This window comes from Variovorax sp. OK605, from assembly GCF_900115445.1.
Classification (GTDB): Bacteria; Pseudomonadota; Gammaproteobacteria; order Burkholderiales; family Burkholderiaceae_C; genus Variovorax.
The window spans coordinates 185,975-207,847 of record NZ_FOWL01000001.1 but is presented as its reverse complement, the minus strand read 5'-3'; the positions used below and the strand labels follow the sequence as shown (position 1 = coordinate 207,847).

Below are 21,873 nucleotides of genomic sequence, written 5' to 3'. Positions count from 1 at the left end.
CGGGTGCGGGCGCCAGTGCAGGGGCAGAATTCGCGCACTGCCCTTGCCTTCGACGCCATGCCGACCCCACCCCGCATCCCCGATGAACACCAACGACTCGAGGCCTGGCACGACGGCTCGGCCATCTGCCTGATCGCCTCGGGCGCGCACGGCGACCCGCTCGATCTGGGCGAGCACGAGGTCGAAGCACTGATCGCGCGCCTGCAGGCCTGCCTTCGCGAAGAACGTGGCGGGCGTGCCGCCAGCATGGCCACCTCCACCTCCACTGCCGTGCGCCCCGCTGCTGCCGCGGACGCGCACGCCCTCGCAGCGCTCTCCCTCCAGGTCTGGCTTTCCACCTACGCGACCGAAGGCGTGAGCGACCTGCTCGCGCGTTACGTGTTCGACACCTTCACGCCCGCCAGTTTCACCGCGCTGGCCGAGGACCCGCGGGCCGCGCTGCGCGTTGCGGCGGTCGACGGCCAGCTTGTCGGCTACGCGCTCGTGCGCTTCGGCGCGAAGCAAGCGCTGGAGCCCGCGTGCGACACCGAGCTCTGCAGGCTCTACGTGCAGGAGCCGTTCACCGGCGCCGGCATCGGCGCGGCCCTGCTCGAAGCAGCGCGCACCGCCGCCCGCGAGCGCACCAGCCGCGATGCGCTGTGGCTCGCGGTCAACGCCGGGAACCGGCGCGCCAGCCGCTTCTACGAGAAGCAGGGTTTCGTCGTGAAGGGCCGCACGTGGTTCGCGCTGGGCGCAGCGCGTCACGAGAACCACGTTCTCGGCCCGCGCTGAAAAGCGCTATTGCGCCTCGGGCGCCTGGTCGGCCCGCGCACCGCCGCCCAGCATCAGCGGGTCGCGCGGGCTGCCCGGCGGCAGGAAGAACTCGTAGCGGTTGCGCCCCGCCGCCTTCGAGTTGTAGAGCGCGGCATCGGCGCGCGCCAGCAGCTCTTCGGCGGAGGCCGAGGTATCGGCCGCGCGGTGGAACGCGATGCCGATGCTGGTGGTCACGGCGATGGTCTGGCCCTCGACCACGAACGGCAGGGTGCCGATGCGCTCGACGATCTTTTCCGCCACGGTGGCCGCCGCGTGCGGGCCGCTGAGGTTCTCCAGCACCAGCACGAACTCGTCGCCGGCCAGCCGCGCCACCTTGTCGGTGCCGCGCACGCTGGCCATCAGGCGCCGCGCGTACTCGACCAGCACCGCGTCGCCCAGCGCATGGCCGAAGGTGTCGTTGATGGTCTTGAAGCGGTCGATGTCCAGGAACATCAGCGCCATCGCGTTGCCGGTGAGCCGTCCGCGCAGCACGGCGTCGGGCAGGTACTCGTTGAAGGCCAGGCGGTTCGGCAGGCCGGTGAGCGTGTCCATGCGCGCCAGCTCGATGAGCTGGTGCTCCACCAGCTTCAGCGCGGTGATGTCGAGCGCCAGTGAGAAGATGCCGTGCGTGAGCCCGTCGGCGCGCACGTCGGGCACGTAGATGACCTGCGTGATGCGCTCGAAGCCCTTGCGCTGCGTGCGCGCCTCGAACTCGACGCGCTCGCCCGCCAGCGCGCGCGCCAGCATGGGGCGGCGCGCCAGGTACACGTCGCGGCCCGCCACGTCCTGCAGGTGGCGCCCCAGCAGCTGCATCGGGTCGAGCCCGAGCCATTCGCGGCTGGTCGCGTTGGCGAAGGTGATCTTCTCGTCGCGGTCGATGTAGGTGATCAGCGCCGGCATGTTGTCGGTGATGGTGCGCAGGCGCAGCTCGCTCTCGGCCTGGCGCAGCTCCGCTTCCTTCAACGCCGTGATGTTGAAGCTCATCAGGTAGAAGCCCACCACCTCGCCGCGCGGGTTGGTGTCGGGGATCAGGTTGACCTGGAAGTAGCCCTCCTTGCCGCGCATGGGCGCGCGTACCGGAAAGCGCACCTTCTTGCCCGAGAGCATCACCGGCAGGTAGGGCTTGTGCTGCTCGTACATCGCGTCGCCCAGCGCCGCGCGCAAGGTGACGCCTTCAATGGGCCTGTCGCCCAGGCCCGCCATCTGGCGCGCGCGGATGTTGCCGAACAGGCAGTTCTGGTTGCGGTCGAAGTAGCCGACCAGCGCGGGGATGTTGTCCGTCACGTCGCGCAGGCGCTTTTCCTGCTCGGCCACGGCCTTGCGGATGTTGACCTCCTCGGTGATGTCGAAGGTCATCGCGAACACGCCGCGCACCGCGCCGTCGGCGTCGAGGTCGGGAATGTAGTGGGCCTGGTAGGTGCGGTGGCCGATGCCCAGCGACGGGTCGCCGGTCTTCTCGAGGATCACCGTCTCGCCGGCCAGCGCGCGCGCGAAGTACGGCTCGACCACGGCGTAGTTGCCGCCGCGCGACTCCGGCATGGAGCGTCCGACCAGCTGCGCGCCGTTGTGCAGCGCCAGGATGCGCGCATTGACGAAGGTGTAGCGCAGCGAGGCATCCACATGCGAGACCATCGCCGGGATGTTGTCGGCAATGGTGCGCAACTGCGCCTCGCTGTGCGCAAGGCTGAGTTCGCTGGCGTGGCGCTGGGCCATCAGCGCGTCGAAGGTGCGCGCCAGGTCGCCGATCTCGTCGCGCGCGTAGCTGGCCGGCGGCCGTGAAATTTCGCCCGGCGACTGCTGCGCCGACTGCATGTGCCGGTGCAGCTCGGCCAGCGGCTTCAGCCGGCGGCGCATCACGGCCAGCGCCAGCGCGCCGGCCGCCAGCGACAGCACCAGCGCGCCCAGCAAGGCGCCGCGCTCGATGGCTTCGATGCTGGCGAAGGCCTCGGCGCTCGGGTACATGGCGCCCACGATCCAGTTGGTGCGCTCGGTGCGGTCGAAGGCGTAGAGGCTGGGCACGCCGGCCTCGTCGGCGCCCTCGCCCGTGCCTTCGAAGCCGGCCATTGCGCGCAGGATCTCGGGGTTGCCGCCCTTGCCGCCCCTGTCCTTCACGTTGTTCAGGATGCGCGCCAGGTCCGGGTGGTCGACCACCACGCCGTCCGTGGTGAAGATGAACAGGTAGCCGCTCTTGCCGAACCTCACGTCGCCCAGCGCGCCCAGGATGTTGCGGTCCTTCAGGTTGATGGCGCCCGAGATCACGTAGCGCACCGCCCCGGCACCGTCGATCACGGGCTGCGTGATGGCCACCTGGGCCAGCCCGTTCAGGCGGTTGCGGTAGGGCTCGGACACCATGCCGGTCTTGTTGGCCACGGTCTGCTGGAAGTAGGCCCGGTCCTTGACGTTGACGCTGCCGTTTTTCAGCGCGCCGTTCAGGTTGGCCACCAGGTTGCCGTCCATGTCGAGCAAGGCCACGTTGTCGAAGGCCTGGCGCAGCGATGCGTGCTTTTCAAGGAAGCCCTGCAGCGGCTGCGCGTCGGCGAAATCCTGCGTCTCGATGCTCTCGGCCAAGGTCTGCAGCAGGATGTGGCGGCTGCCGAGCTTCTGGTCGATGGCGTCCGAGATGGCGCTCACGCGGCCCAGCTGCTCGGCCGCGATCGAGGCGCGCATGCTGCTCTTGACCAGGTGCAGCGCGTAGGTGGCGATGGCGAAGGTTGCGGCCAGGACCACCGCGGCCACGCCCAGGCTCAGGCGCGTGTGCAAGCCGAAGCGGATTTTCGAAAGGCCGGGTTCGTTCATTGATCTGTGTGAGGGCCGGTGCGTGGCCGGCGGGAGTTACCGGTAGAGAGTATCGGTGTCTTCTACGTACCGCGGAAGACTTTGGATGTTTGCGGGCGCTCGCGCGCAACGGTACGTGCAAGTTCCTGCCGGTCGCATTCGACACGCCGCGGCCGCTCGTCCGGCACCGGTACATCCTGTTTCCGAATGAAGCAGAAACTATTAGTTTTTGGCATGTGTATTGCTGCACTGCAGCACAAGCAGATGGCACGCCCCAAAGATGTGCCGCGACAGCGGAGACGCCGGTCCATCCGACCTTCACGTCAACGATTGCGAGGCGCTCATGAACGCAAGCACTGTCCGGGAATCCGACGAACTCGCGCACGCCGAGGCCACCGGCTGGTTTCGCCGCCTGCGGCGAAAAAACGGCAAGGGGCCGGCACCGAAGGAGTCCGGCGAGTCGCTGGTGCCGCGCCTCGCGGGCTACGCGCTGCTGGCCTTCGTGCTGTGGCTGGTCATCACCACGCTGATCCAGCCGCTGGTGTCGCGCCAGGCCACGCGCACCGTGCTGCAGGCGCCGGTGCTGCTGGTCACCTCGCCCATCAGCGGCGTGGTCACGCGCATGACGGTGCGCGCCTCGGACAAGGTCGAGGCCGGCGCGGTGGTGGCCACGGTGCAGAACCCGACCATCAACCGCGACATCCTCACCACGCTGACCACGCAGCGGCTGGCGCTGCAAAGCCAGGTGGCGCAACTGGCCAACCAGCTCAACGCGTCGAACGAGGAGCTGCAGTTCGTCGAGCAGCAGGTGAAGCTGTACCGCACGGCCTCGATGGCGCAGACGCGCGACGCGTGGCAGGTGGCGCAGCGCCAGCGCGAGGTGGCGCTGAGCAGCGTGGCCGAGCAGGAACTGAAGGTGCGCCACACCTCCGCGATGCTCGACGAAGGTGCGGTGAGCCCGCAGGCCATGGACGCCGCGCAGGCGCAGCTGAGCATCTCGCGCGCCAGTGCCGCCGTTGCCGAGCAGGCCTATGTGGGCCTGGGCCAGAGCGTGGCCAGCGCGAGCCGCGGCGTGTTCGTGGGCGGCAGCGGCGCGACGGTGTACCAGACGCTGGCGAACCGCCGCGAGACGCTGGCCGGCGACATCGAGCGCGCGCAGCACGACAGCCAGGCGCTGCAGCAGCAACTGCGCGAGGTCGCCGCGCTCGAGACCGACGAGCGCCGCCGCATCGAGCGCATGGCCGCTTTCGAGGTGCGCGCCATGCAGCCCGGCCAGGTGCACACGGTGCTCATGCCGCAGGGCAGCTATGTGCCGCAGGGCGCCACGCTGGTGCGCATGATCGACTGCAGCCGCATCGAGGTGGTGGCGGTGTTCCCGCCGCGGGTGGCCAGGAGGCTCGACATCGGCTCGACGATCGCGGTGAAGACCGATGACGGCCGCCCCGAGGTGTCGGCCCGCGTCACGCAGATCCTGCCGGTGGCGCCGGAAGACTTCCAGAGCCGCTATGCGGTGCCCTTTCCGTTTGCGGAACAGGGCTCGGTGTATGCCGTGGCGCACATCGAGGCGGCCATGCCGGAGTGGCTGGAGCAGCGCGGCCTGTGCGCGCCGGGCAAGGTGGTGTCGGCGAGGCTGGCCTCGTAGCGCGCATCGCGACGCCGCATGAGCCGACCATGGAACACGCCCTGTTCATCCTCAGGCGCTGCGCGCTGCTGCTGGCCGCCGCGCTCGGCCTGGGCGCCGCGCCCAAGATGATGGCCGGCGAAGTGCAGCATGCACTCGCCCAGCAGAGCTGCGACGGCCTGCGCCGCGCGGTTGCCACCGACGCGCGCGGCGCGCCCTCTTCGCCGCTTCTTCTGACGAGCTACCGCACCGTGCAGCTGATCGAAGGCGTGCCCGAGCTCGTGCCGAGCCTGGCGAACGTGGCCTTCGTCTACGACAACGCGCTCGCCGGCATCGCGCTGCTGGCCTGCGGCGACTCGGCCTCCGCCACGCGCATTGCCGACGCCGTGGTGCTCGCCGTGGAGCGCGACCCGCTGTACACCGACGGCCGCGTGCGCAACGCCTACCGCGCCGGCCCGCTGGCCGAGGGCAAGCCGGTGCTGCCGGGCTACTGGGACAGCGCCAGGAACCAATGGATCGCCGACGCCTACCAGCTCAGCACGGCCACCGGCAACGTGGCGTGGGCCGCGCTGCTGCTGCTGAACGTCGACCGCGTGGCGCCCTCCCCGCGCTACAGCGAGGCCACCGCGCGGCTGCTCGCGTGGGCCGAGCAGCGCACGCGCGCCACCGCCGACCCCGACGGCTACCAGGGCGGCTGGTACGGCTGGGACAACGCCCAGTCGGCGCAGACCTGGAAATCGACCGAGCACAACATCGACATCGCCATGACGGCCGCCTGGGCTGCACGCAACAGCGCGCGGCCCGAACAGACGCGCCAGGCCGCCGTGGCACTGGCCTTCGTCGCGCGCATGTGGAGCGCGCAGGAGCAGCGCTTCTTCATCGGCACCAAGGCCGACGGCACCACGCTGGCCACCACCGGCTCGGGCCTCGACGCGCAGCTGTGGCCCCTGCTCGCCGCACCGCCGGGCTCCTGCCCCTGGCGCGCGGGCCTGGCCTGGGTCGAGCGCAACCACCGCTTCGGCGACGGCTACGGCTTCTCGCAGCAGCCCGACGGCATCTGGACCGAGGGCAGCGCGCAGGCGGCCGCCACGCTGGTGGCCGTGAAAGGCGCGGCCCCCGAGGCGCTGTGGCTGCTGCTCGCCTCGCAACGCGCCGACAACGGCCTGTACTACGCCACGCCCAGCCCGCGCATCTCGACCGGACTGGCCATCGGCCCCGACTCGGTCGGCGCCGACTTCTTCTACTACCGCTGGCCCCACCTGGGCGCCACCGCCTGGATCGCGCTCGCCGCCACGGGCTGGAACCCGTTCACCGGAACCGTCGTTACCGCAGCCTCAGGAGAAACGCCATGTCCGAACTGATCGACACGCCCGAGTTCAGGGTCAACCTGCTGGTTGCGGCGCTTGCGCTGATCATGATCTTCCACGCCCGCGCGGACCGCGCGTCGCACCGCGTGCTGTTCGGCTTTCTCACCGCGCTGGTGCTGGTGCGCTACACGGCGTGGCGGCTGTCCGAAACGCTGCCGCCGGCCGACCTGGGCTTCGGCACGCTGGTGGCGTGGGTGTTCCTGGTGTTCGAGATGGTCGCCATCGTCTACACGCTGCTGTCGATCCAGATGCTCACGCGCCGGCGCGACAACCACGCGCAGGCCGACCGGGGCGAGGCCGCGTTGCGTGCGCGGGGGCGCGAAGTGCCGGCGGTCGACGTGTTCATCTGCACCTACAACGAAGAACTGGCCGTGCTCGAGAAAACGATTCTGGCCGCGCAGGCCATCGACTACCCGCATGTGAACGTGTGGGTGCTCGACGACACGCGGCGCGACTGGCTGCGCGACTACTGCGAACGCAAGGGCGTGCACTACGCGCGCCGCCCCGACAACACGCACGCCAAGGCCGGCAACCTCAACAACGGCCTGCGCCAATCCGCGGCGGCCACCAACGCGCCGTACATCCTGGTGCTCGACGCCGACTTCACACCCCATCGCAACATCGTCTACCGCACGCTCGGCCTGTTCGACGAGCCGAAGGTAGGGCTGGTGCAGACGCCGCAGTTCTATTACAACGCCGACCCCATCCAGCACAACCTGCGCGCCACCGACAGCTGGGTCGACGAGCAGCGCGTGTTCTTCGACGTGCTGCAGCCTGCCAAGGACGCGGCCGACGTGGCGTTCTGCGTGGGCACCTCGTTCGTGATCCGGCGCGACGCCATCACCGACGCGGGCGGCTTCCCCACGGGCAGCGTGTGCGAGGACATCTACACCACCTACACGCTGATGCGCTTCGGCTGGGTCACGCGCTGGCTCAACGAGCGGCTGTCGAACGGGCTCTCGGCGGACAGCATCGTCGACTACATCAACCAGCGCAGCCGCTGGTGCCTGGGCACCATCCAGGTCGCGCTGCTGCGCGACGGCCCGCTGCGCGGCCGCGGCTACAGCTTCGCGGCGCGCGTGCATTACGTGCACGGCCTGCTGCACTGGCTGACCAAGCCCTTCATCCTGCTGATGCTGGCGGCGCCGGTGCTCTACTGGTATGCGGGCGTGTCGGCCTTCCATGCCACGCCGCGCGCCTTCGCGCTGTACGGCCTGCCGCCGCTCGTGATGTTCTGGGGCTACACCTACTGGATCAGCCAGCGGCGTTGCCTGCCGGTGTTCACCGAGGTCACGCAGATCGTGGCCGCCATGGCCGTCACGCGCACCATCGTGTCCTCGCTCATGCGCCCGTTCGGGCGCCCGTTCAAGGTCACGGCCAAGGGGCAGGACCGCTCGCGCACCGTCGTGCACTGGAACATGGTGCTGGCCTTCGGCGGCCTCATCGCGGCCATGGAAGCGGCGGCGCTGGGCGCCATCGGCAGCGCCATGACCACCGGCGACATGCTCAACGTGGTGTGGACCATCGTGACCACCGTGTACTGCCTGGCCGCGCTCATCGCCTGCATCGACCGCCCGCGCCCCGCGCACGACGAGCGCTTTCCGTACGACGCCGACACCACCCTGCGCAGCACCGCGGGCGTGGGCGCGACGCGCTTCGTGGAGATCGCGGTCGACGGCGCGCTGCTGCGCGAAAGCGCCCTGCTGCGGCGCATGCCCGTCGGCGAGCGGCTGGACCTGCATGTCGACCGCGTGGGCTGGGTGTCGGCGCTGCTCAAGGGCCGTTCGCCCAAAGGCGTGGAGCTGGCCTTCGACCACGACGAGGTGCTGCACGACCACCTGATCCGCCACGTCTTCAGCCTGCCGCCGAGCCACGTCGCCACGCAGGTGAAGCCGGGCCGCGCCGCGCTTGCCTTCCTGGGCAGCGCGGGCTGGCAATGGCCGCGCATGCGCGTTGCGTGGACGCGCGCCTTTGCCGCGCCGCTGCCCATGGTCGCGGTGCTGCTGATCGGCGTGCTGGTGCTGTCGGGCTGCAACCTCACGCCGCCGCTGAAGAACGCCGACGTGGTCGTGCCCGCGCAATGGGCCGAGGGTACCGGCAGCGCCGCCGCGCAACCCGTGGCCTGGCACGCCTTCGTGCGCGACGAGGAACTGCGCGGCCTCATTGCCAGCGCGCTGCTGCAGAACCGCGACCTGCGCGTGTACGCCGCCAAGGCCCGCGAGGCGCGCGCCGTGTACGGCGGCACGCGTTCGAGCCTGTTCCCCGAGATCGGGCTGGCCGGCTCGGTCGGCCGCGGCAACGTGACCACTTCGCTGAGCCCCGACGGCATCGTCACCAACAACCAGGCCGTGGGCAGCGTGGGCACCACCTACGCGGTGCAGGCCGGCATCACCGCGTACGAGCTCGACTTCTTCGGCCACGTCGATGCGAGCGTGAAGCAGGCCGGTGCGCAGGCGCTGGCCAGCGAACGCGACCTGTGGGCCGCGCGCATGAACCTGGTCGGCGAGGTGTCGAACGCCTACCTCACGCTGCGGGCCGACCGTGCCTTGCTCGCGCTGGCCGAGAGCGACCTGGCCAGCCAGAGCGACAGCACCCGCGTGATGCAGCGCGCCCGCACCGTGGGTGGCACGTCGGACCTGAACGTGCTGCGTTCGCAGTCGCTGGTGGAACGCGCCAATGTGCAGCGCGAGGAGTTCCGCATGCGCGTGGGGCAGGACCTGCAATGGCTGGCCGTGCTGGTCGGCCAGCCCGTGCCGGCGAACATCGGCATGCAGCGCCCCTGGCCCGAGCGTTCGGTGGCCGACGTGCCCGTGGGCCTGCCGGCCAGCCTGCTGCAGCGCCGCCCCGACCTGCTGGCGGCCTATGCGCGCGTGGAGGCCGCCAACTCGGGCGTGGGCGCGGCCAAGGCGGCGTTCTATCCGACCTTCTCGCTCACGGCCGTGGCGGGCGGGCTGAGCAGCGAGTTCTCCAGCCTGCTGAGCTCGGGCAACCGCAGCTGGGCCACGGTGCTGGGCGTGTCGCTGCCCATCTTCGACTGGGGCCGCCGCTCGGCCAACCTGAGCGCGAACGAAGAACGCCTGGCCGCCGCCATGGCCAGCTACGAGTACGCGGTGCAGCAGGCGCTGCGCGAAACCGCCAACGCGCTCATCGCCGACAGCCACCTGCGCCCGCAGATCGAGGCGCAGCAGGCGCGCGTGCAGGCGCTCGACAGGGTCGCGTCGATCTCGCGCACGCGCTTTCGCAACGGGCTGGAAGACTACTTTGCCGGCGCCGACGCGCAGCGCGAGCTGTACCTGGAGCGGCGCCAGGGCATCGAGCTGCAGCTCAAGCAGGCGGTGAACACCGTCAACCTGTACAAGGCGCTCGGCGGCGGCTGGGACGACGCGCGCACCACCGCGTCCGCTCAGCCGCCCGCTGCTGCTGCTGCTCAGCCAAGCTGCTGCAGCACGTCCCTCACGCGGTCGAGCGCCGGGTCGATGTCGGTCTCGTCGATCGCGCCGTAGCCCAGCATCAGCCCCTGCCGCGGCGCCGAGAAGTGAAAGAACGGCGCGAGCGGATACAACCCCACGTCGACGCGGCGCGCCAGCGCGATGAGCTGCGCCACGTCGAACTCGCGCCTGCACAGCGCCGCCAGGTGGATGCCGGCCGTGGCGGGCACCAGCTCGAACCACGGCGACAGGTCGTCCGCGAAGCGCCGCACGATGCGCTCGCGTCGCGCCGCATAGGCGGCATGGCAGCGGCGAATGTGCTTGTGCAGGTCGCCGTCGGCCATGAACTTGGCCAGCGCCCACTGGGCCGGCGTGGAGGTGTGCCAGTCGCTCAGGTGCTTGGCCGTGCCCACGGCCTCCAGCACGGCCGGCGGCGCGATCAGGTAGCCCAACCGCAGGTCGGGCGACAGCGTCTTCGAGAAGGTGCCGACGAAGGCCACGCAGCCGTGCGTGTCCATGCTCTGCAGCGAATCGGTGGGGCGGCCCTCGTAGCGGAATTCGCTGTCGTAGTCGTCCTCGATCACCACCGCGCCCAGCGCCGCCGCGCGCGCCAGCAGCGCCTTGCGGCGGCGCTCGCTCATCGGCATGCCCAGCGGAAACTGGTGCGCGGGCGTCACGTAGATCAGCCGCGTGCCGTCGGGAATGCGCTCGACCACCAGGCCTTCGCCATCGACCGGTACGCCGACCACGTTCGCGCCCTGCGCGCTCAGCAGCAGCCGCGCGGGCGGGTAGCCGGGCTCCTCCATGGCCACCGTGCTGCCCGGCTCCACCAGCACGCGTGCGATGAGGTCGAGCGCCTGCTGCGCGCCGTTGGTCACCAGGATGTCGGCCGCCGCGCAGCGCACCCCGCGTGAAAAGCTCGCATGCCGCGCGATGCCGTCGCGCAGTTCGCGCAGGCCTTCGGCGTCGCCATACAGCCCGCGCGAGCGCGCGCCCTGGCGCAGCGCATGCAGCACGCAGCGGCGCCAGTCCGCATGCGGGAACAGGTCGCGCGCCGGTGCGCCGCCGATGAACTCGTAGCGCGAGCTGCCGGCCGGCGCCGGATGCCGCAGCGGCGTGCGCATGCCGCGCCAGTGCTCGGCCATGGCCGCACCCGCGAGCGGCCGGGCCGGCGCCATCGGTGCCTGCCGGCGCGCCGCGCCGTCCGCCACGAAGGTGCCGCTGCCGACACGGCCGGTCAGCAGCTTGTCGAGGGTCAGCCGGGCGTAGGCCTGCGACACCGTCTTGCGCGACAGCCCCAGCTGTTCGGCGAACAGGCGCGACGGCGGCAGCTTCTCGCCCGCGGCCAGCCGGCCGCTGCGAATGGCGTCCTTGAGCTGCCGGTACAACTGGCCGGCCAGGTCCTTGTCGCCTTCGATGACGACGTGCAATTCCATCGGATTGGTCTCCTGCGAATGCGCCGGATTGGCCGCCCGCGGCGGCGCGCCTCGCTCCTAGCATCGAGGCCACATTCAACCACCACCGAACGAAGGAACCCGCACGATGCAAGCCCGCCTCGATTTCTACAAAGCCTCCCCCGAAGCCATCAAGGCGCTGATTGCGCTCGAAGTGGCCGTCGGCAAGCTCGGCCTCGACCCCCAACTGGTCGACCTGGTGAAACTGCGTGCCTCGCAGATCAACGGCTGCGCCTACTGCATCGACCTGCACACGGCCGACCTGCGCAAGGCCGGCGAGACCGACCGCCGCCTGGCCACGCTCGGCGTGTGGCGCGAGACGCCCTTCTTCACCGAACGCGAATGCGCCGCGCTGGCCTGGACCGAAGCCCTGACCGACGTGGCGCGCACGCACGTGCCCGATGCCGCCTACGAGGCGCTGGCCGCGCAGTTCAGCGAGGCCGAGCAGGTGAACCTGACGATGGCCGTCAACACCATCAACAGCTGGAACCGGCTGTCGATCGGGTTTCGCAAGACGCTGACGGCCTGAAGCCGGTGCCGGTGCTGGCGCAGTGCAGCAGCGTGTCGACCAGCCCGTCGACCCGCTCCTCCGCTCGCCGCAGCGACAGTGCGAGCTGCTCGCCACCGAACTCGTCGGACTCCACCGCCGCTTCGAACACCTCGGTGATGCCGATGTAGCCCAGCGCCGAACGCACGCTGTCTTCCGTGTGGTTCAGGTGCGCGATGCGCCCGCCCTTGTCGTAGCCATGGTCGCCGCGCGCGCCGAGCAGCACGACGCGCTTGCCCGCATCGGCGAGCAGCGGCCAGTAAGGCACCGCGCCGCGCGCGCGGTCGAAGCCGAAGGTGCGGCCCACGCGCACGATGTTGTCGATCCAGGCCTTGAACTGCGCCGGCACGCTGAAGTTGTACATGGGCAGGCCGATCACGACCAGGTCGGCCGCAACAAGCTGGTCGACCAGGCGATCGCTTTCGGCCAGCGCATCCGCCATCCACGGCTCGCGCGCGGCGGGTGGCGTGAAGGCCGCGTGGATCCAGCGGCCGTCCACGTGCGACGGCGGGCGCTGCCCTACGTCGAGGTAGTCGATGCGGTCGTCGGGCCGCGCCGCGCGCCAGCGCTCCACGAAGCGCGCGGAGAGACGGCGCGTGTGCGAGCCGTGCGGGTCGGTGCCGGAACGGCCAGGGCGGGCGCTGGCGTCGATGTGGAGGAGGTTCAGGGTCATGGTGGTGATGGATGAGTGAATCTGTTGCGTCCTGCGCTGCCACAATGGCTGCCAAGGCCTTTAATCTATGGATGAAAGTCATGCCTCACAAACGATCGTTTCTCTCTCCATGAACGAGCCTGGCTCATCTGTCCGCCCTGCCCGCCGGCTGCCGCCGCTGCTGGCGCTGCGCGCCTTCGAGGCTGCGGCCGCGCACCTGAGCTTCCAGCGCGCGGCGCTCGAGTTGTCGGTCACGCCGTCGGCCATCAGCCACCAGGTGCGCGCGCTGGAAGACACGCTCGGCCAGCCGTTGTTTCGCCGGCTCACGCGGCAGCTCGCGCTGACGCCCGCCGGGCAGCGGCTCTTCGACGACCTGCGCACGGGCTTCGACGTGCTCGAGGCCGGCGTCGACAAGCTGCGCAGGCCTTCGGCATCGCAGGCCGTGACGCTGACCACCAACACCGCCTTTGCGGCGCGCTGGGTGCTGCCGCGCATCGAGGCCTTTCGCACCGCCTGCCCTGGCGTCGAGCTGCGGTTGCATGCGAGCGACACGCTGGTCGACCTTGCGCGTGGCGACGCCGACATCGCCATCCGCTCGGGCCGCGGCAACTGGCCGGGGCTGGTGTCGCGCGAGCTGATGCCCGAGCGGTACGCACCGCTGTGCAGTCCGATGCTCGGCCTCAAGCGCGTCGCGGACCTGCCGAAGCACCAGCTGATTCACTGCGACTGGCAGCCACATGCAATCGCACCCGCCGTGTGGCCGCGCTGGTTCCGCGAAGCAGGCATCGCGCCGCCGAGGGGCCGCGCGATGAAGTCAGCGGCGCTGTCGTTCTCCGACGAATCGCACGCGATGCTTGCCGCGCTCGGCGGGCACGGCGTTGCGCTGCTGAGCCTCACGCTGTCGGCGCCGGAGATCCGCAGCGGCGCGCTCGTGCAGCCCTTCGGACCTGCGCTCGATACGGGCAGCTACTTTCTGGCGGTGGCCAATGGGCGGGAGAACGAAGCGCCGGTTCGTGCGGTGTGGGACTGGATCGTTTCGCAGGCTGCAGGAGACTGAGCACAAGCTGAACGCAAGGCTTGCACTTCGTCACACCTTTGGAGAGACTCACGTGCCAACAAAAAAACGAGGAGAGTTCATGACGAGGATTGCCCGCGTCCCTCTTGCCATTGCAACAGGTGCGCTTCTTGTAATAGCTTTGACCTCATGCGGAGGCGGTGGTGGGGGCGGTGGCGGAGGAGGCATCGGCGTCGGCTTCGGCACAGGCGTCGCACCACCCGCAACCGGAGCGCCAGCGCCCGAGTTGCCGGCACGCGAAGCGCTCATCGCACGCGCGAGAACCTACGAACTCGACACCCCTTACGTTCCGCCGCCCGGAGATCCGCTGGAGCTCAACACGTCGGGCTACGCCAAGGCCATGTGCTCCGCCGCATTCATCACCGGCCTCGACCCCGATGTTGCCGCGGAGAGCGTCGGCTACTTCACCGGCCCGTACGCGCAGCGCAGCAAGGTCGGCAAGCCGGTGGTCGATCGCGCGAAGAAGGAAGTTCGCATCACCATGCCGAACGGGACGACGCTGGTGGCGCGCTACTTCGGCTCGCAAGGCTGCATCACGCTGCCGCCCGGCAAGGACGGCGTGTTCTTCACGCCCGTGACCGTCACCAGCACCCTCCCCGATCCCGCGACGCAGGACTGGCCGATGGGCAACGTGATGCCCGCGGGAGCCGCGCCCGGCATCGACGCCACGAAGCTGGGCCAGGCGGTCGACGCCGCCTTCGAAGTGCCGCAGGCCTATACGGCCGCCTTCGTCGTCACGCACAAGGGACGCGTCGTCGGCGAGCGCTACATGAGCGGCATCAATGCGACGACGCCGCTGGAGTCGTGGTCGATGGGCAAGAGCGTGACCGCCACCTTGCTGGGCACGCTCATCAAGCAGGGCGAATACCAGCTCGACCAGCGCGCGCCCATTCCGGAGTGGCAAGCGGACGGCGACAAGCGCAAGGAGATCCGCATCTCCGACATCCTGCACATGTCGAGCGGGCTGCGCATCAAGGCGCCGGACGATCCCGACTTCGACCCCAACGGCACCTACCCCGATCACATCTACTTCTACACCGGGCGCATCAATGCGTTCAACTACGCGGCCACCCGTCCGCAGCAATGGCCGCCGAACACTGTCGGGCGCTACCGCAACACCGACCCGGTGCTGGCGAACTACCTGGTCCGGCTCGCGGTCGAGAAACGCGGCGAAGAATACCTGTCGTTCCCGCAGCGCGCGCTGTTCGACAAGATCGGCATCCGCACCATGACGCTGGAGACCGACCCCTACGGCAACTTCCTGGCGCAGGGCTACGACTTCATGTCGGCGCGCGACTGGGCGCGGCTGGCCAACCTCTACCTGCAGGACGGCGTGTGGAACGGCGAGCGCCTGCTGCCCGAAGGTTTCGTCAAGTTCGTGAGCACGCTCGCACCGGCCTGGGCCGCGGACAAGCGCCCGATCTACGGCGGTTTCTTCTGGCTCAACGGCACCAGCACGTGGCCCGTGCCGACCACGGCCTACTACATGCTCGGTGCCGGCGGACAGGTGGTGCTGATCGTGCCGTCGCACGACCTCGTGGTGGTTCGCATGGGCTACGACAAGGGCGAGCAGGCTTCGGTCGCGAGCCTGCGCAAGGCGCTGACACTGCTGATGCAGGCCGTGCCGAGTTCGCAGTAAGAGCAAGGCAAGCGCGGCGCGCAGCCCCGGCGCTCGGTCGTCGTTCAGTCGTCCGTCTGCTGGCTCTGCGCCTGCCGGCTCCACGCCGACGCCGGGCTCTCGCGCCATGCCATCCAGCCCGCGGGCATGTCGGCCAGTGCCCGAAGGCTCGCGTCGCGCTCGACCATGCTCTGCAGCGAGACGAGCTTCGCGTCGGCCATCTCGAACGCGTCGCCGGTCAGGAACTGCCAGGCGCCGTCTTCCTCGTCCCGGGACACCATGAGGATCGGCTTCGCGTCTTCGAGGATGCCGCGCACCGTGAAGCACATGACGTTCGGCGGGCTGTCGAAGGGCCAGGCATCGCCGGCGTCGGCGCCGGCGGGCTGGTCTTCCTTGTCGCACAGCAGCGGCTGCGCGGATGCGAAGCTGGTGTCCCAGCCCTGCTCCCAAGGAAAGAGACCTTGCCTGTCGGGCCACACCATCTGCAGCACCGGCAGGTCGGCCTTGATCGACGCATAGAACCAACCCGCGTAGCCGAGGTATTCGGGGTAGTGCCGCCGTGCGACCGGCACGAAGGCGATGCGTACGCCCTCGGCGATGTCTTCGTAGGCCTTGAACGGAACAAGCGCTTCGCCGGCGCCCGCGACCTTGACGGCCACGATGTTCAGGAACTGCTGGGCCGTCTTCGGCGGAAGGCCGAAGACGATGACTTCGGGCTGGCGGTAGTTGGCGTAGAAGCCCAGCGAGAAAGCGAAGGCCGGCCCGTCGCCATCGCCCTCGACATGCACGTGGTGCCAGCCGATGCGGGTGACATCCGCCAGCAGGCGGCGGTCGTAGTCGTCCTCGGCTTCGGGCAACTTGAAATCGGGGAGCGTGCTTTCGATCATGAGGCGCGGTGCGGGTGGATGGACGACCCGGCAAGGATACTGGCCAGGGCCGTGCCGACGTCGCTCAAGCCATGCCGTTCAGGTGCTCATAGAGGATCAGGAACCCGATCCCGATCAGCACCACACCGCCCAGAATCTCCGCGCGCTTGCCGACCACCGCGCCCAGCACGCGCCCCACCATCACGCCGAGCGTGACCATGGTGAACGTCGCCAGGCCGATGGCCAGCGCGGTCCAGGCGATGTTGACGTTGATGAAGGCCAGGCCGACGCCCACCGCCATCGCGTCGATGCTGGTGGCGAAGCCGGTGATGGCCAGGGTCCAGAAGGTGTTGCGGCTGGGCTTCTCGTCGATCGCGTCGGGCGCGCCGAAGCCGGCCCAGATCATCCGCAGGCCCAGCACGCTGAGCAGCGTCACGGCAATCCAGTGGTCCCACCGCGCGACGTAGCTGGCGGCAGCCAGCCCGGCGGCCCAGCCGATGACGGGGGTCAGCGCCTCGATGACGCCGAAGATGAGCCCGGTGCGCAGGGCTTCGCGCCAGGAGGGTTTGCGCAGGGCCGCGCCTTTGCCGACAGCAGCGGCGAAAGCATCCGTCGACATGGCGAATGCAAGAAGAATCGTGGAGGCGATGTTCATGTTGGAAGTAGCAAGCAAGGCCGGTTCAAGACGCCGCGGCACACGAACCCGCCGGCCAAAGCCGCGTTCATGCACCGCTGGTCTCGCCAACCTTTCGGCTGCTCGCGCCACGGTCGCAAGGTGCGATCCGAGTATGTTGACGCGAGCGCTTCCGAAGTCCGGAAGCCGGCTACTCCCCAAGGGAGGTGCAATTCTAGATGAGCTCGCGCCACCGTCCCGTGACAGCGCCTGCCCTGGCGGTAGGGCTTTGTGGGGCGCCCACGAAAAAGCCTCCCGCAGGAGGCTTGTCGAATCGACCGGAACGCGGGGTGCGGCGCTCAGGTCTTCTTGGTCAGCAAGGTCTTCACGACGTAGCCATCGCGGTACACCCCCTCGATGGCGCCGCCCTCCACGCGGTCGGTGGCATGCGCAGCCACGTACTTTTCTTCTCCCATGCGATAGACCACCATGGTGCATGACGAACGTTTGCTGAGGGTGCGGGCAACGCCTGTGGCTTGGCGCAGGGTCGGGTATGTCTCCATAGGAATCCTTGTCTTCTCTAATGCCTTGGATAGTAGTCTTTAGGTACTCAACACGCCTGAGATTTGTTTCAAGGCGCCAACGGCCAAAAGAGCAATCAGATTATTTTGTGACTTTGTTATCGACAACAGAAAAATCCTTCGGGGGTGTTGCCACCTCACCACTTGACGGGCTGGGTGACTGCTACTTACTTGCGCCGTCCTCCACCTGCCACCCCCGGGCCTTCAACACCGCCCGAAGACGGTCCGCCTGCGCCCAGTCCCTGGCGTCGCGCGCCGCCTGGCGTTGCGCGAACAGGGCGGCGATGTCCTCGGGGATCGCCAGCGCGGGCGCGGCCCACCCGCTCAATCGCAACCCGAGCACGGTGTCGGCATGGTCCACGGTGGCGCGTCGTACCTCGGGCGGCAGATCGCTGCGCACCAGCGCCCACACCACGGCCAACGCACGCGGCAGGTTCAGGTCCTGGTTGACCTCCGCATTGAAGCGCGCCACGAAGCCCTCATCCGCGGTGCCGCCGAGCGGCCAGCCTGCGTAGGCCTTGCGCAGCCGGTCCAGGGCGGATTGCGCCGCGTGGATGGCTTCGTCGGTGTAGCGCAAGGTGCTGCGGTAGTGCGCGCTGAGGCACAGGTAGCGGTAGGCCATCGGGTCGGTGCCCTGGTCGATCAACGTCTGCAGGCGCAGGAAGTCGCCGTCCGTCTTGGCCATCTTCCGGTCGTCGAGCGTGAGGAAGTGGCCGTGCATCCAGAAGTTGGCGAGCCGGGTGCCGTGGCAGGCCTGCGTCTGCGCGATCTCGTTGCTGTGATGCACCGCGACATGGTCTTCACCGCCGCAATGAATGTCGAACCACGGGCCCAGGTACTTCGCCGACATGGCCGAGCACTCGATGTGCCAGCCGGGAAAGCCGCGGCCCCAGGGGCTGTCCCATTCCATCTGGCGCCTTGAGGCCGGCGGACTGAACTTCCAGAGCGCGAAGTCCGAGACGTTGCGCTTCTCCCCCATCGCCACCCGCATCCCGGCCCACAGGCCCGCGCGGTCGAGGCGGGCCAGATGACCGTAGCCGTCTTGGCGGGTCGTGTCGAAGTAGATGCCGTCGGAGGTCCCGTAGGTGAAGCCCTTGCGCTCCAGTGCCTCGATGAACACCAACTGCTCGGGAATGTGGTCGGTGGCACGCGGCCACTCGGCGGGCTCCAGCAGGTTCAACGCGCGCCAGTCGGCCTGGAACGCGGCGGTATAGCGCTGGGCGATGGCCCACGCGGACTCGCCGGCGCGCCGGCTGCCCTTCTCCATCTTGTCCTCGCCCTCGTCAGCGTCGGACACCAGATGCCCGACGTCGGTGATGTTGACGACATGCCGCACGCTGTAGCCGTTCAGCTCGAGCACGCGGCGCAGCACGTCCTCGAACACGTAGGTCCGCAGGTTGCCGATGTGCGCGTGGTCGTACACCGTCGGCCCGCAGCAGTACAGGCCCACATGCCCGGGTTGCAGCGGCGTGAAGGGCCGCACGGTGCGCGACCAGGTGTCGTACAAGGCAAGGGACATGGGGACTTTCCTGAAGTTGAAGAAACGTGGAAAACAAAAAGGCCACCGGTCTTGCAACGGGTGGCCATCGGGGATGCGGACTTGAACTGGATCGCTAAGCGCAAGCACCCCTAGGCACGCGGGCACAGCAGGCGTGCGCGGGGCGGATCGACGGGGATGCAGGAGCGAACATGAAAACCATCCTAGCGCGCCCCCTGCATCGGGTCAAACCTCGCCGCCCAACGGCTGCAGGCCCAGCACCCACTCGAACACCGCCGCCACCGCGGGCTCCTCGCGCCGCGCCTGCGGGCACACCAAGTGGAACGGCAGGCCCGGCAACTGCGGGCCGAAGGGCTGCACGAGGTTGCCGGCGCGCAACTCGTCGGCAATCAAGGCCAGGCTCATCAACGCCACGCCCTGCCCTTGCAGCGCGGCCGACACCGTGTGGGTCTCGTCGGAGAACACCGGCCCCGCCGACACATCGAGCCCGGGCACCTGCGCTTGCTGCTGCCACGCGGCCCAGGTACCGGGTTGGCTCCTGCTGCCGGGCAGCAAAAAATGCAGCAGCGTGTGCCGCCTCAGGTCGCCGCGTCGACGCAGCTTGAGCGCGGGGCTGCAGGCGGGTGCGAAGACGTTGTCGAACAGCTTCTCGGCCACCATGCCGGGCCACTGGCCCTTGCCGTAGCGGATGGCGATGTCGGCCGTGACGCCGTCGAGCGCAACCGCCTCGTGCGACGCGTGAATGCGCAGGTCGAGCCGCGGATGCAGCGCGCGCAGGCCGCTCACGCGCGGCAGCAGCCAGCGCGCCGCCACCGCCGGCGTGGCCGACAGCGTGATGGCCTGGCGCTGCGGCGGCGCGCGCAGCCGGGCCACCGCATGGGCCATGGCGTTGAACGACTCGCTCAGCACCGCCTGCAGTTCCCTGCCCTGCGGCGTGAGCACCAGTTGCCGCGGCTGGCGGATGAAGAGCGCCACGCCCAGCGCGTCTTCCAGCTGCCGCACCTGGTGGCTGATGGCCGTGGGCGTGACCGAGAGTTCGCTCGCCGCGAGCTTGGCGCTGCAATGCCGCGCGGCGGCCTCGAAGGCACGCAACGCGGCCAGCGGCGGGAGTTGACGCAGGTTGGCCATGGATGAATTTATTTTTCAGCGGCGCAAAGAATTCGTCGTTTGTCGCGCTCCGGATGCTTGGATAGATTGGGAACCGTGTCAAGCAGACAGCTGAATTCACCTCATCCATCTCATCCACCTACTCCGCAACTCCGCACCAAGGACCCCGCCATGACCACCCTGCTCCACATCGACGCCAGCGCCCGCCCCGGCCTGTCAGGCACCCACGCGCACGGCTCGCATTCGCGCCGCCTCGGCCACCGCTTCGTGACGACATGGCGCGCCGCGCGCCCGCAGGACGAAGTGATCTACCGCGACATCGGCGCCACGCCGCCGGGCCACGTCACGGGCGAATGGATTGCGTCGGGCTACACGCCGCCGGCCGAGCGCGAGCCGTGGATGCACGCCGTGCTCGCGGAGAGCGACGCGCTGATCGCGGAGCTCCGCCGCGCGGATGTGCTGGTGATCGGCGTGCCGATGTACAACTTCGGCATGCCGGCGCCGCTGAAGTCATGGATCGACAACATCGTGCGCATCGGCGCCACCTTCGATTTCGACCGCAACCGCGAGAACCCGTACGTGCCGCTGCTGGCGGAGCGCCGTCGCCGCACGGTGCTGCTGAGTTCGTGCGGCAGCAGCGGCTATGGGCCGGGCGGGTTCCAGGCGCAGATGGACCTGCTGACGCCCGGCATCGCGAGCCCGCTGGCGTTGCTGGGGCTCACCGAAGTCCACAGCGTGGCCATCGAGCACGCCGAAGACCCGGGTGACCTGCTCGACCGGTCGATTGCCGAAGCGCTCGATCGCGTCGATGCGCTGGTGGGCGAGCTGCAGGCCTCCTGAGGAAGCCTTGGCTCCCAAGCCTCAAGCCTGTGTCAGGCCGAGCGCAGCTGCTCGCGCAGCTTCTGCCCGATCTCCGGCCGCTCCAGGAACGGGTCGGCCGGGTTGACGCCCGACACGATGTTCTCCATGCGGCTCTTCACGTTGCCCAGCGCCTTCGGGTGGCTGAACACGTAGAACTGGTTGTCGGAGATGGCTTCGAACACCTTGGCGGCCACTTCGGCGGCGGTGATCTTGCCGCTGCTCACCGCCTTGTTGCTCATGGCCTGGCCGATGAGCTGGCTCTTGGTGAGCTCGCTGTCCTTGGGTGCGTTGGGGCGGTTGCGCTCGCTGCTGGTGATGCCGGTGGGCACGAAGTACGGGCACAGCAGGCTCGCGCCGATCTGGTCGGTGACCAGGTTCAGGTCCTGGTACATGGTCTCGGTGAGGCTCACCACGGCCGCCTTGGCGGCGTTGTAGATGCCCATGTTCGGCGGCGTGAGCAGGCCGGCCATGCTGGCGGTGTTGGTGATGTGGCCGCAGTAGGCCGGGTCCTTGGCGGCGGCCTCGAGCATCATGGGCGTGAACAGGCGCACGCCGTGGATCACGCCCCACAGGTCGACGCCCAGCACCCATTCCCAGTCGGCCACGGTGTTTTCCCACACCAGGCCGCCGGCGCCCACGCCCGCGTTGTTGAACACGAAGTGCGGCGCGCCGAAGCGTTCCTTCACCGCGGCGGCCAGGGCTTCCATCTGTCCGGCGTCGGACACGTCGACCTTGCGCGCCAGCACCTGCGCGCCGGCGGCTTCCATTTCGGCCGCGGCCTTGTCGAGTGCGTCCTGCTGCACGTCGACCAGCACGAGGTTCATGCCGCGGGCGGCGCCGATGCGCGCGCACTCCAGGCCGAAGCCCGAGGCCGCGCCGGTGAGAACGGCGGTCTTGCCCTTGAAGTCCTGAATCATTTGCCGGTGTCCTTCTGTTGAATGTCTCTGACGTTGGAGCTGCAATTGAAATACGGAACGCGCGCGAGCGCAGTCACGAAGGTGCCCCGGCCGGGGCTTCG

The 21,873-nt window shown here is 69.2% G+C and carries 16 protein-coding genes and 1 riboswitch; of the genes, 8 read left to right on the top strand and 8 right to left on the bottom strand.

Annotated elements, in window-relative coordinates; all coding sequences use genetic code 11:
• Window positions 1-57: 57 nt before the first annotated feature.
• Window positions 58-771: a GNAT family N-acetyltransferase gene (locus tag BM013_RS00965; protein ID WP_256221341.1), complete on the top strand. Its 714-nt coding sequence runs from the start codon at window positions 58-60 to the stop codon at window positions 769-771.
• Between the two features lie 6 nt (window positions 772-777).
• Here BM013_RS00965 and BM013_RS00960 read toward each other — a convergent pair whose 3' ends face one another.
• Window positions 778-3,588 carry a PAS domain-containing protein gene (locus BM013_RS00960; RefSeq protein WP_093121689.1) on the bottom strand — a complete coding sequence of 937 codons (2,811 nt, stop codon included), beginning with the start codon at window positions 3,586-3,588 and terminating at the stop codon, window positions 778-780.
• Window positions 3,589-3,910: 322 nt separating this feature from the next.
• Here BM013_RS00960 and BM013_RS00955 point away from each other — a divergent pair, with 322 nt between their 5' ends.
• Genes BM013_RS00955 through BM013_RS00945 form a run of 3 tightly spaced genes read left to right on the top strand, consistent with a single transcriptional unit; the run spans window position 3,911 to window position 10,058 of the window.
• Complete coding sequence (locus BM013_RS00955) at window positions 3,911-5,209, top strand: HlyD family secretion protein (protein WP_093121687.1); 1,299 nt, start codon at window positions 3,911-3,913, stop codon at window positions 5,207-5,209.
• A gap of 29 nt (window positions 5,210-5,238) precedes the next feature.
• Window positions 5,239-6,549, top strand: coding sequence for a hypothetical protein (locus BM013_RS00950; RefSeq protein WP_256221339.1), 1,311 nt, complete (start codon window positions 5,239-5,241; stop codon window positions 6,547-6,549).
• Complete coding sequence (locus tag BM013_RS00945; RefSeq protein ID WP_093121684.1) at window positions 6,537-10,058, top strand: efflux transporter outer membrane subunit; 3,522 nt, start codon at window positions 6,537-6,539, stop codon at window positions 10,056-10,058. Before BM013_RS00950 ends, BM013_RS00945 begins: the two co-directional genes overlap by 13 nt.
• Here the strand turns inward: BM013_RS00945 and BM013_RS00940 are convergent.
• Window positions 9,983-11,419, bottom strand: a complete 1,437-nt coding sequence (locus tag BM013_RS00940) for a MocR-like pyridoxine biosynthesis transcription factor PdxR (protein WP_093121682.1) — start codon at window positions 11,417-11,419, stop codon at window positions 9,983-9,985. The genes BM013_RS00945 and BM013_RS00940 overlap by 76 nt on opposite strands.
• Window positions 11,420-11,525: 106 nt before the next feature.
• On the opposite strand from BM013_RS00940, the gene BM013_RS00935 reads away from it, so the two are divergent.
• Window positions 11,526-11,966 carry a carboxymuconolactone decarboxylase family protein gene (locus BM013_RS00935; RefSeq protein ID WP_093121679.1) on the top strand — a complete coding sequence of 147 codons (441 nt, stop codon included), beginning with the start codon at window positions 11,526-11,528 and terminating at the stop codon, window positions 11,964-11,966.
• Here BM013_RS00935 and BM013_RS00930 read toward each other — a convergent pair.
• Complete coding sequence (locus tag BM013_RS00930; protein WP_256221337.1) at window positions 11,914-12,657, bottom strand: FMN-dependent NADH-azoreductase; 744 nt, start codon at window positions 12,655-12,657, stop codon at window positions 11,914-11,916. The two genes, BM013_RS00935 and BM013_RS00930, sit on opposite strands and share 53 nt — an antisense overlap.
• Window positions 12,658-12,766: 109 nt before the next feature.
• Between BM013_RS00930 and BM013_RS00925 the strand changes: the two genes are divergently transcribed.
• Both BM013_RS00925 and BM013_RS00920 read left to right on the top strand, forming a co-directional pair.
• Window positions 12,767-13,693 carry a LysR substrate-binding domain-containing protein gene (locus tag BM013_RS00925; protein WP_093121677.1) on the top strand — a complete coding sequence of 309 codons (927 nt, stop codon included), beginning with the start codon at window positions 12,767-12,769 and terminating at the stop codon, window positions 13,691-13,693.
• A 244-nt stretch (window positions 13,694-13,937) separates the two neighbouring features.
• A complete protein-coding gene (locus BM013_RS00920) occupies window positions 13,938-15,350 on the top strand; it encodes a serine hydrolase domain-containing protein (protein WP_256219883.1) in 1,413 nt (470 codons plus the stop codon).
• Window positions 15,351-15,394: 44 nt separating this feature from the next.
• Here the strand turns inward: BM013_RS00920 and BM013_RS41615 are convergent, their stop codons facing one another.
• From BM013_RS41615 to BM013_RS00900, 4 genes are all read right to left on the bottom strand, one after another.
• Window positions 15,395-16,216: a DUF4262 domain-containing protein gene (locus tag BM013_RS41615; RefSeq protein WP_218153623.1), complete on the bottom strand. Its 822-nt coding sequence runs from the start codon at window positions 16,214-16,216 to the stop codon at window positions 15,395-15,397.
• A 64-nt stretch (window positions 16,217-16,280) separates the two neighbouring features.
• Entirely contained in the window at window positions 16,281-16,850 is a 570-nt protein-coding gene (gene mntP, locus BM013_RS00910; protein WP_093121672.1) for a manganese efflux pump MntP, read from the bottom strand.
• Between the two features lie 5 nt (window positions 16,851-16,855).
• Window positions 16,856-17,036, bottom strand: a riboswitch (yybP-ykoY riboswitch).
• Window positions 17,037-17,552: 516 nt separating this feature from the next.
• The gene (cysS, locus tag BM013_RS00905; RefSeq protein ID WP_093121669.1) at window positions 17,553-18,908 is read right to left on the bottom strand and encodes a cysteine--tRNA ligase; all 1,356 of its coding nucleotides are present in this window, start codon (window positions 18,906-18,908) and stop codon (window positions 17,553-17,555) included.
• A gap of 204 nt (window positions 18,909-19,112) precedes the next feature.
• Window positions 19,113-20,015 carry a LysR substrate-binding domain-containing protein gene (locus BM013_RS00900; RefSeq protein ID WP_093121666.1) on the bottom strand — a complete coding sequence of 301 codons (903 nt, stop codon included), beginning with the start codon at window positions 20,013-20,015 and terminating at the stop codon, window positions 19,113-19,115.
• A 150-nt stretch (window positions 20,016-20,165) separates the two neighbouring features.
• Between BM013_RS00900 and BM013_RS00895 the strand changes: the two genes are divergently transcribed.
• Window positions 20,166-20,834, top strand: a complete 669-nt coding sequence (locus BM013_RS00895; protein ID WP_093121664.1) for an FMN-dependent NADH-azoreductase — start codon at window positions 20,166-20,168, stop codon at window positions 20,832-20,834.
• Window positions 20,835-20,866: 32 nt separating this feature from the next.
• On the opposite strand, the gene BM013_RS00890 is transcribed toward BM013_RS00895, so the two are convergent.
• Window positions 20,867-21,772: an SDR family oxidoreductase gene (locus BM013_RS00890; protein WP_093121661.1), complete on the bottom strand. Its 906-nt coding sequence runs from the start codon at window positions 21,770-21,772 to the stop codon at window positions 20,867-20,869.
• Between the last annotated feature and the right edge of the window lie 101 nt (window positions 21,773-21,873).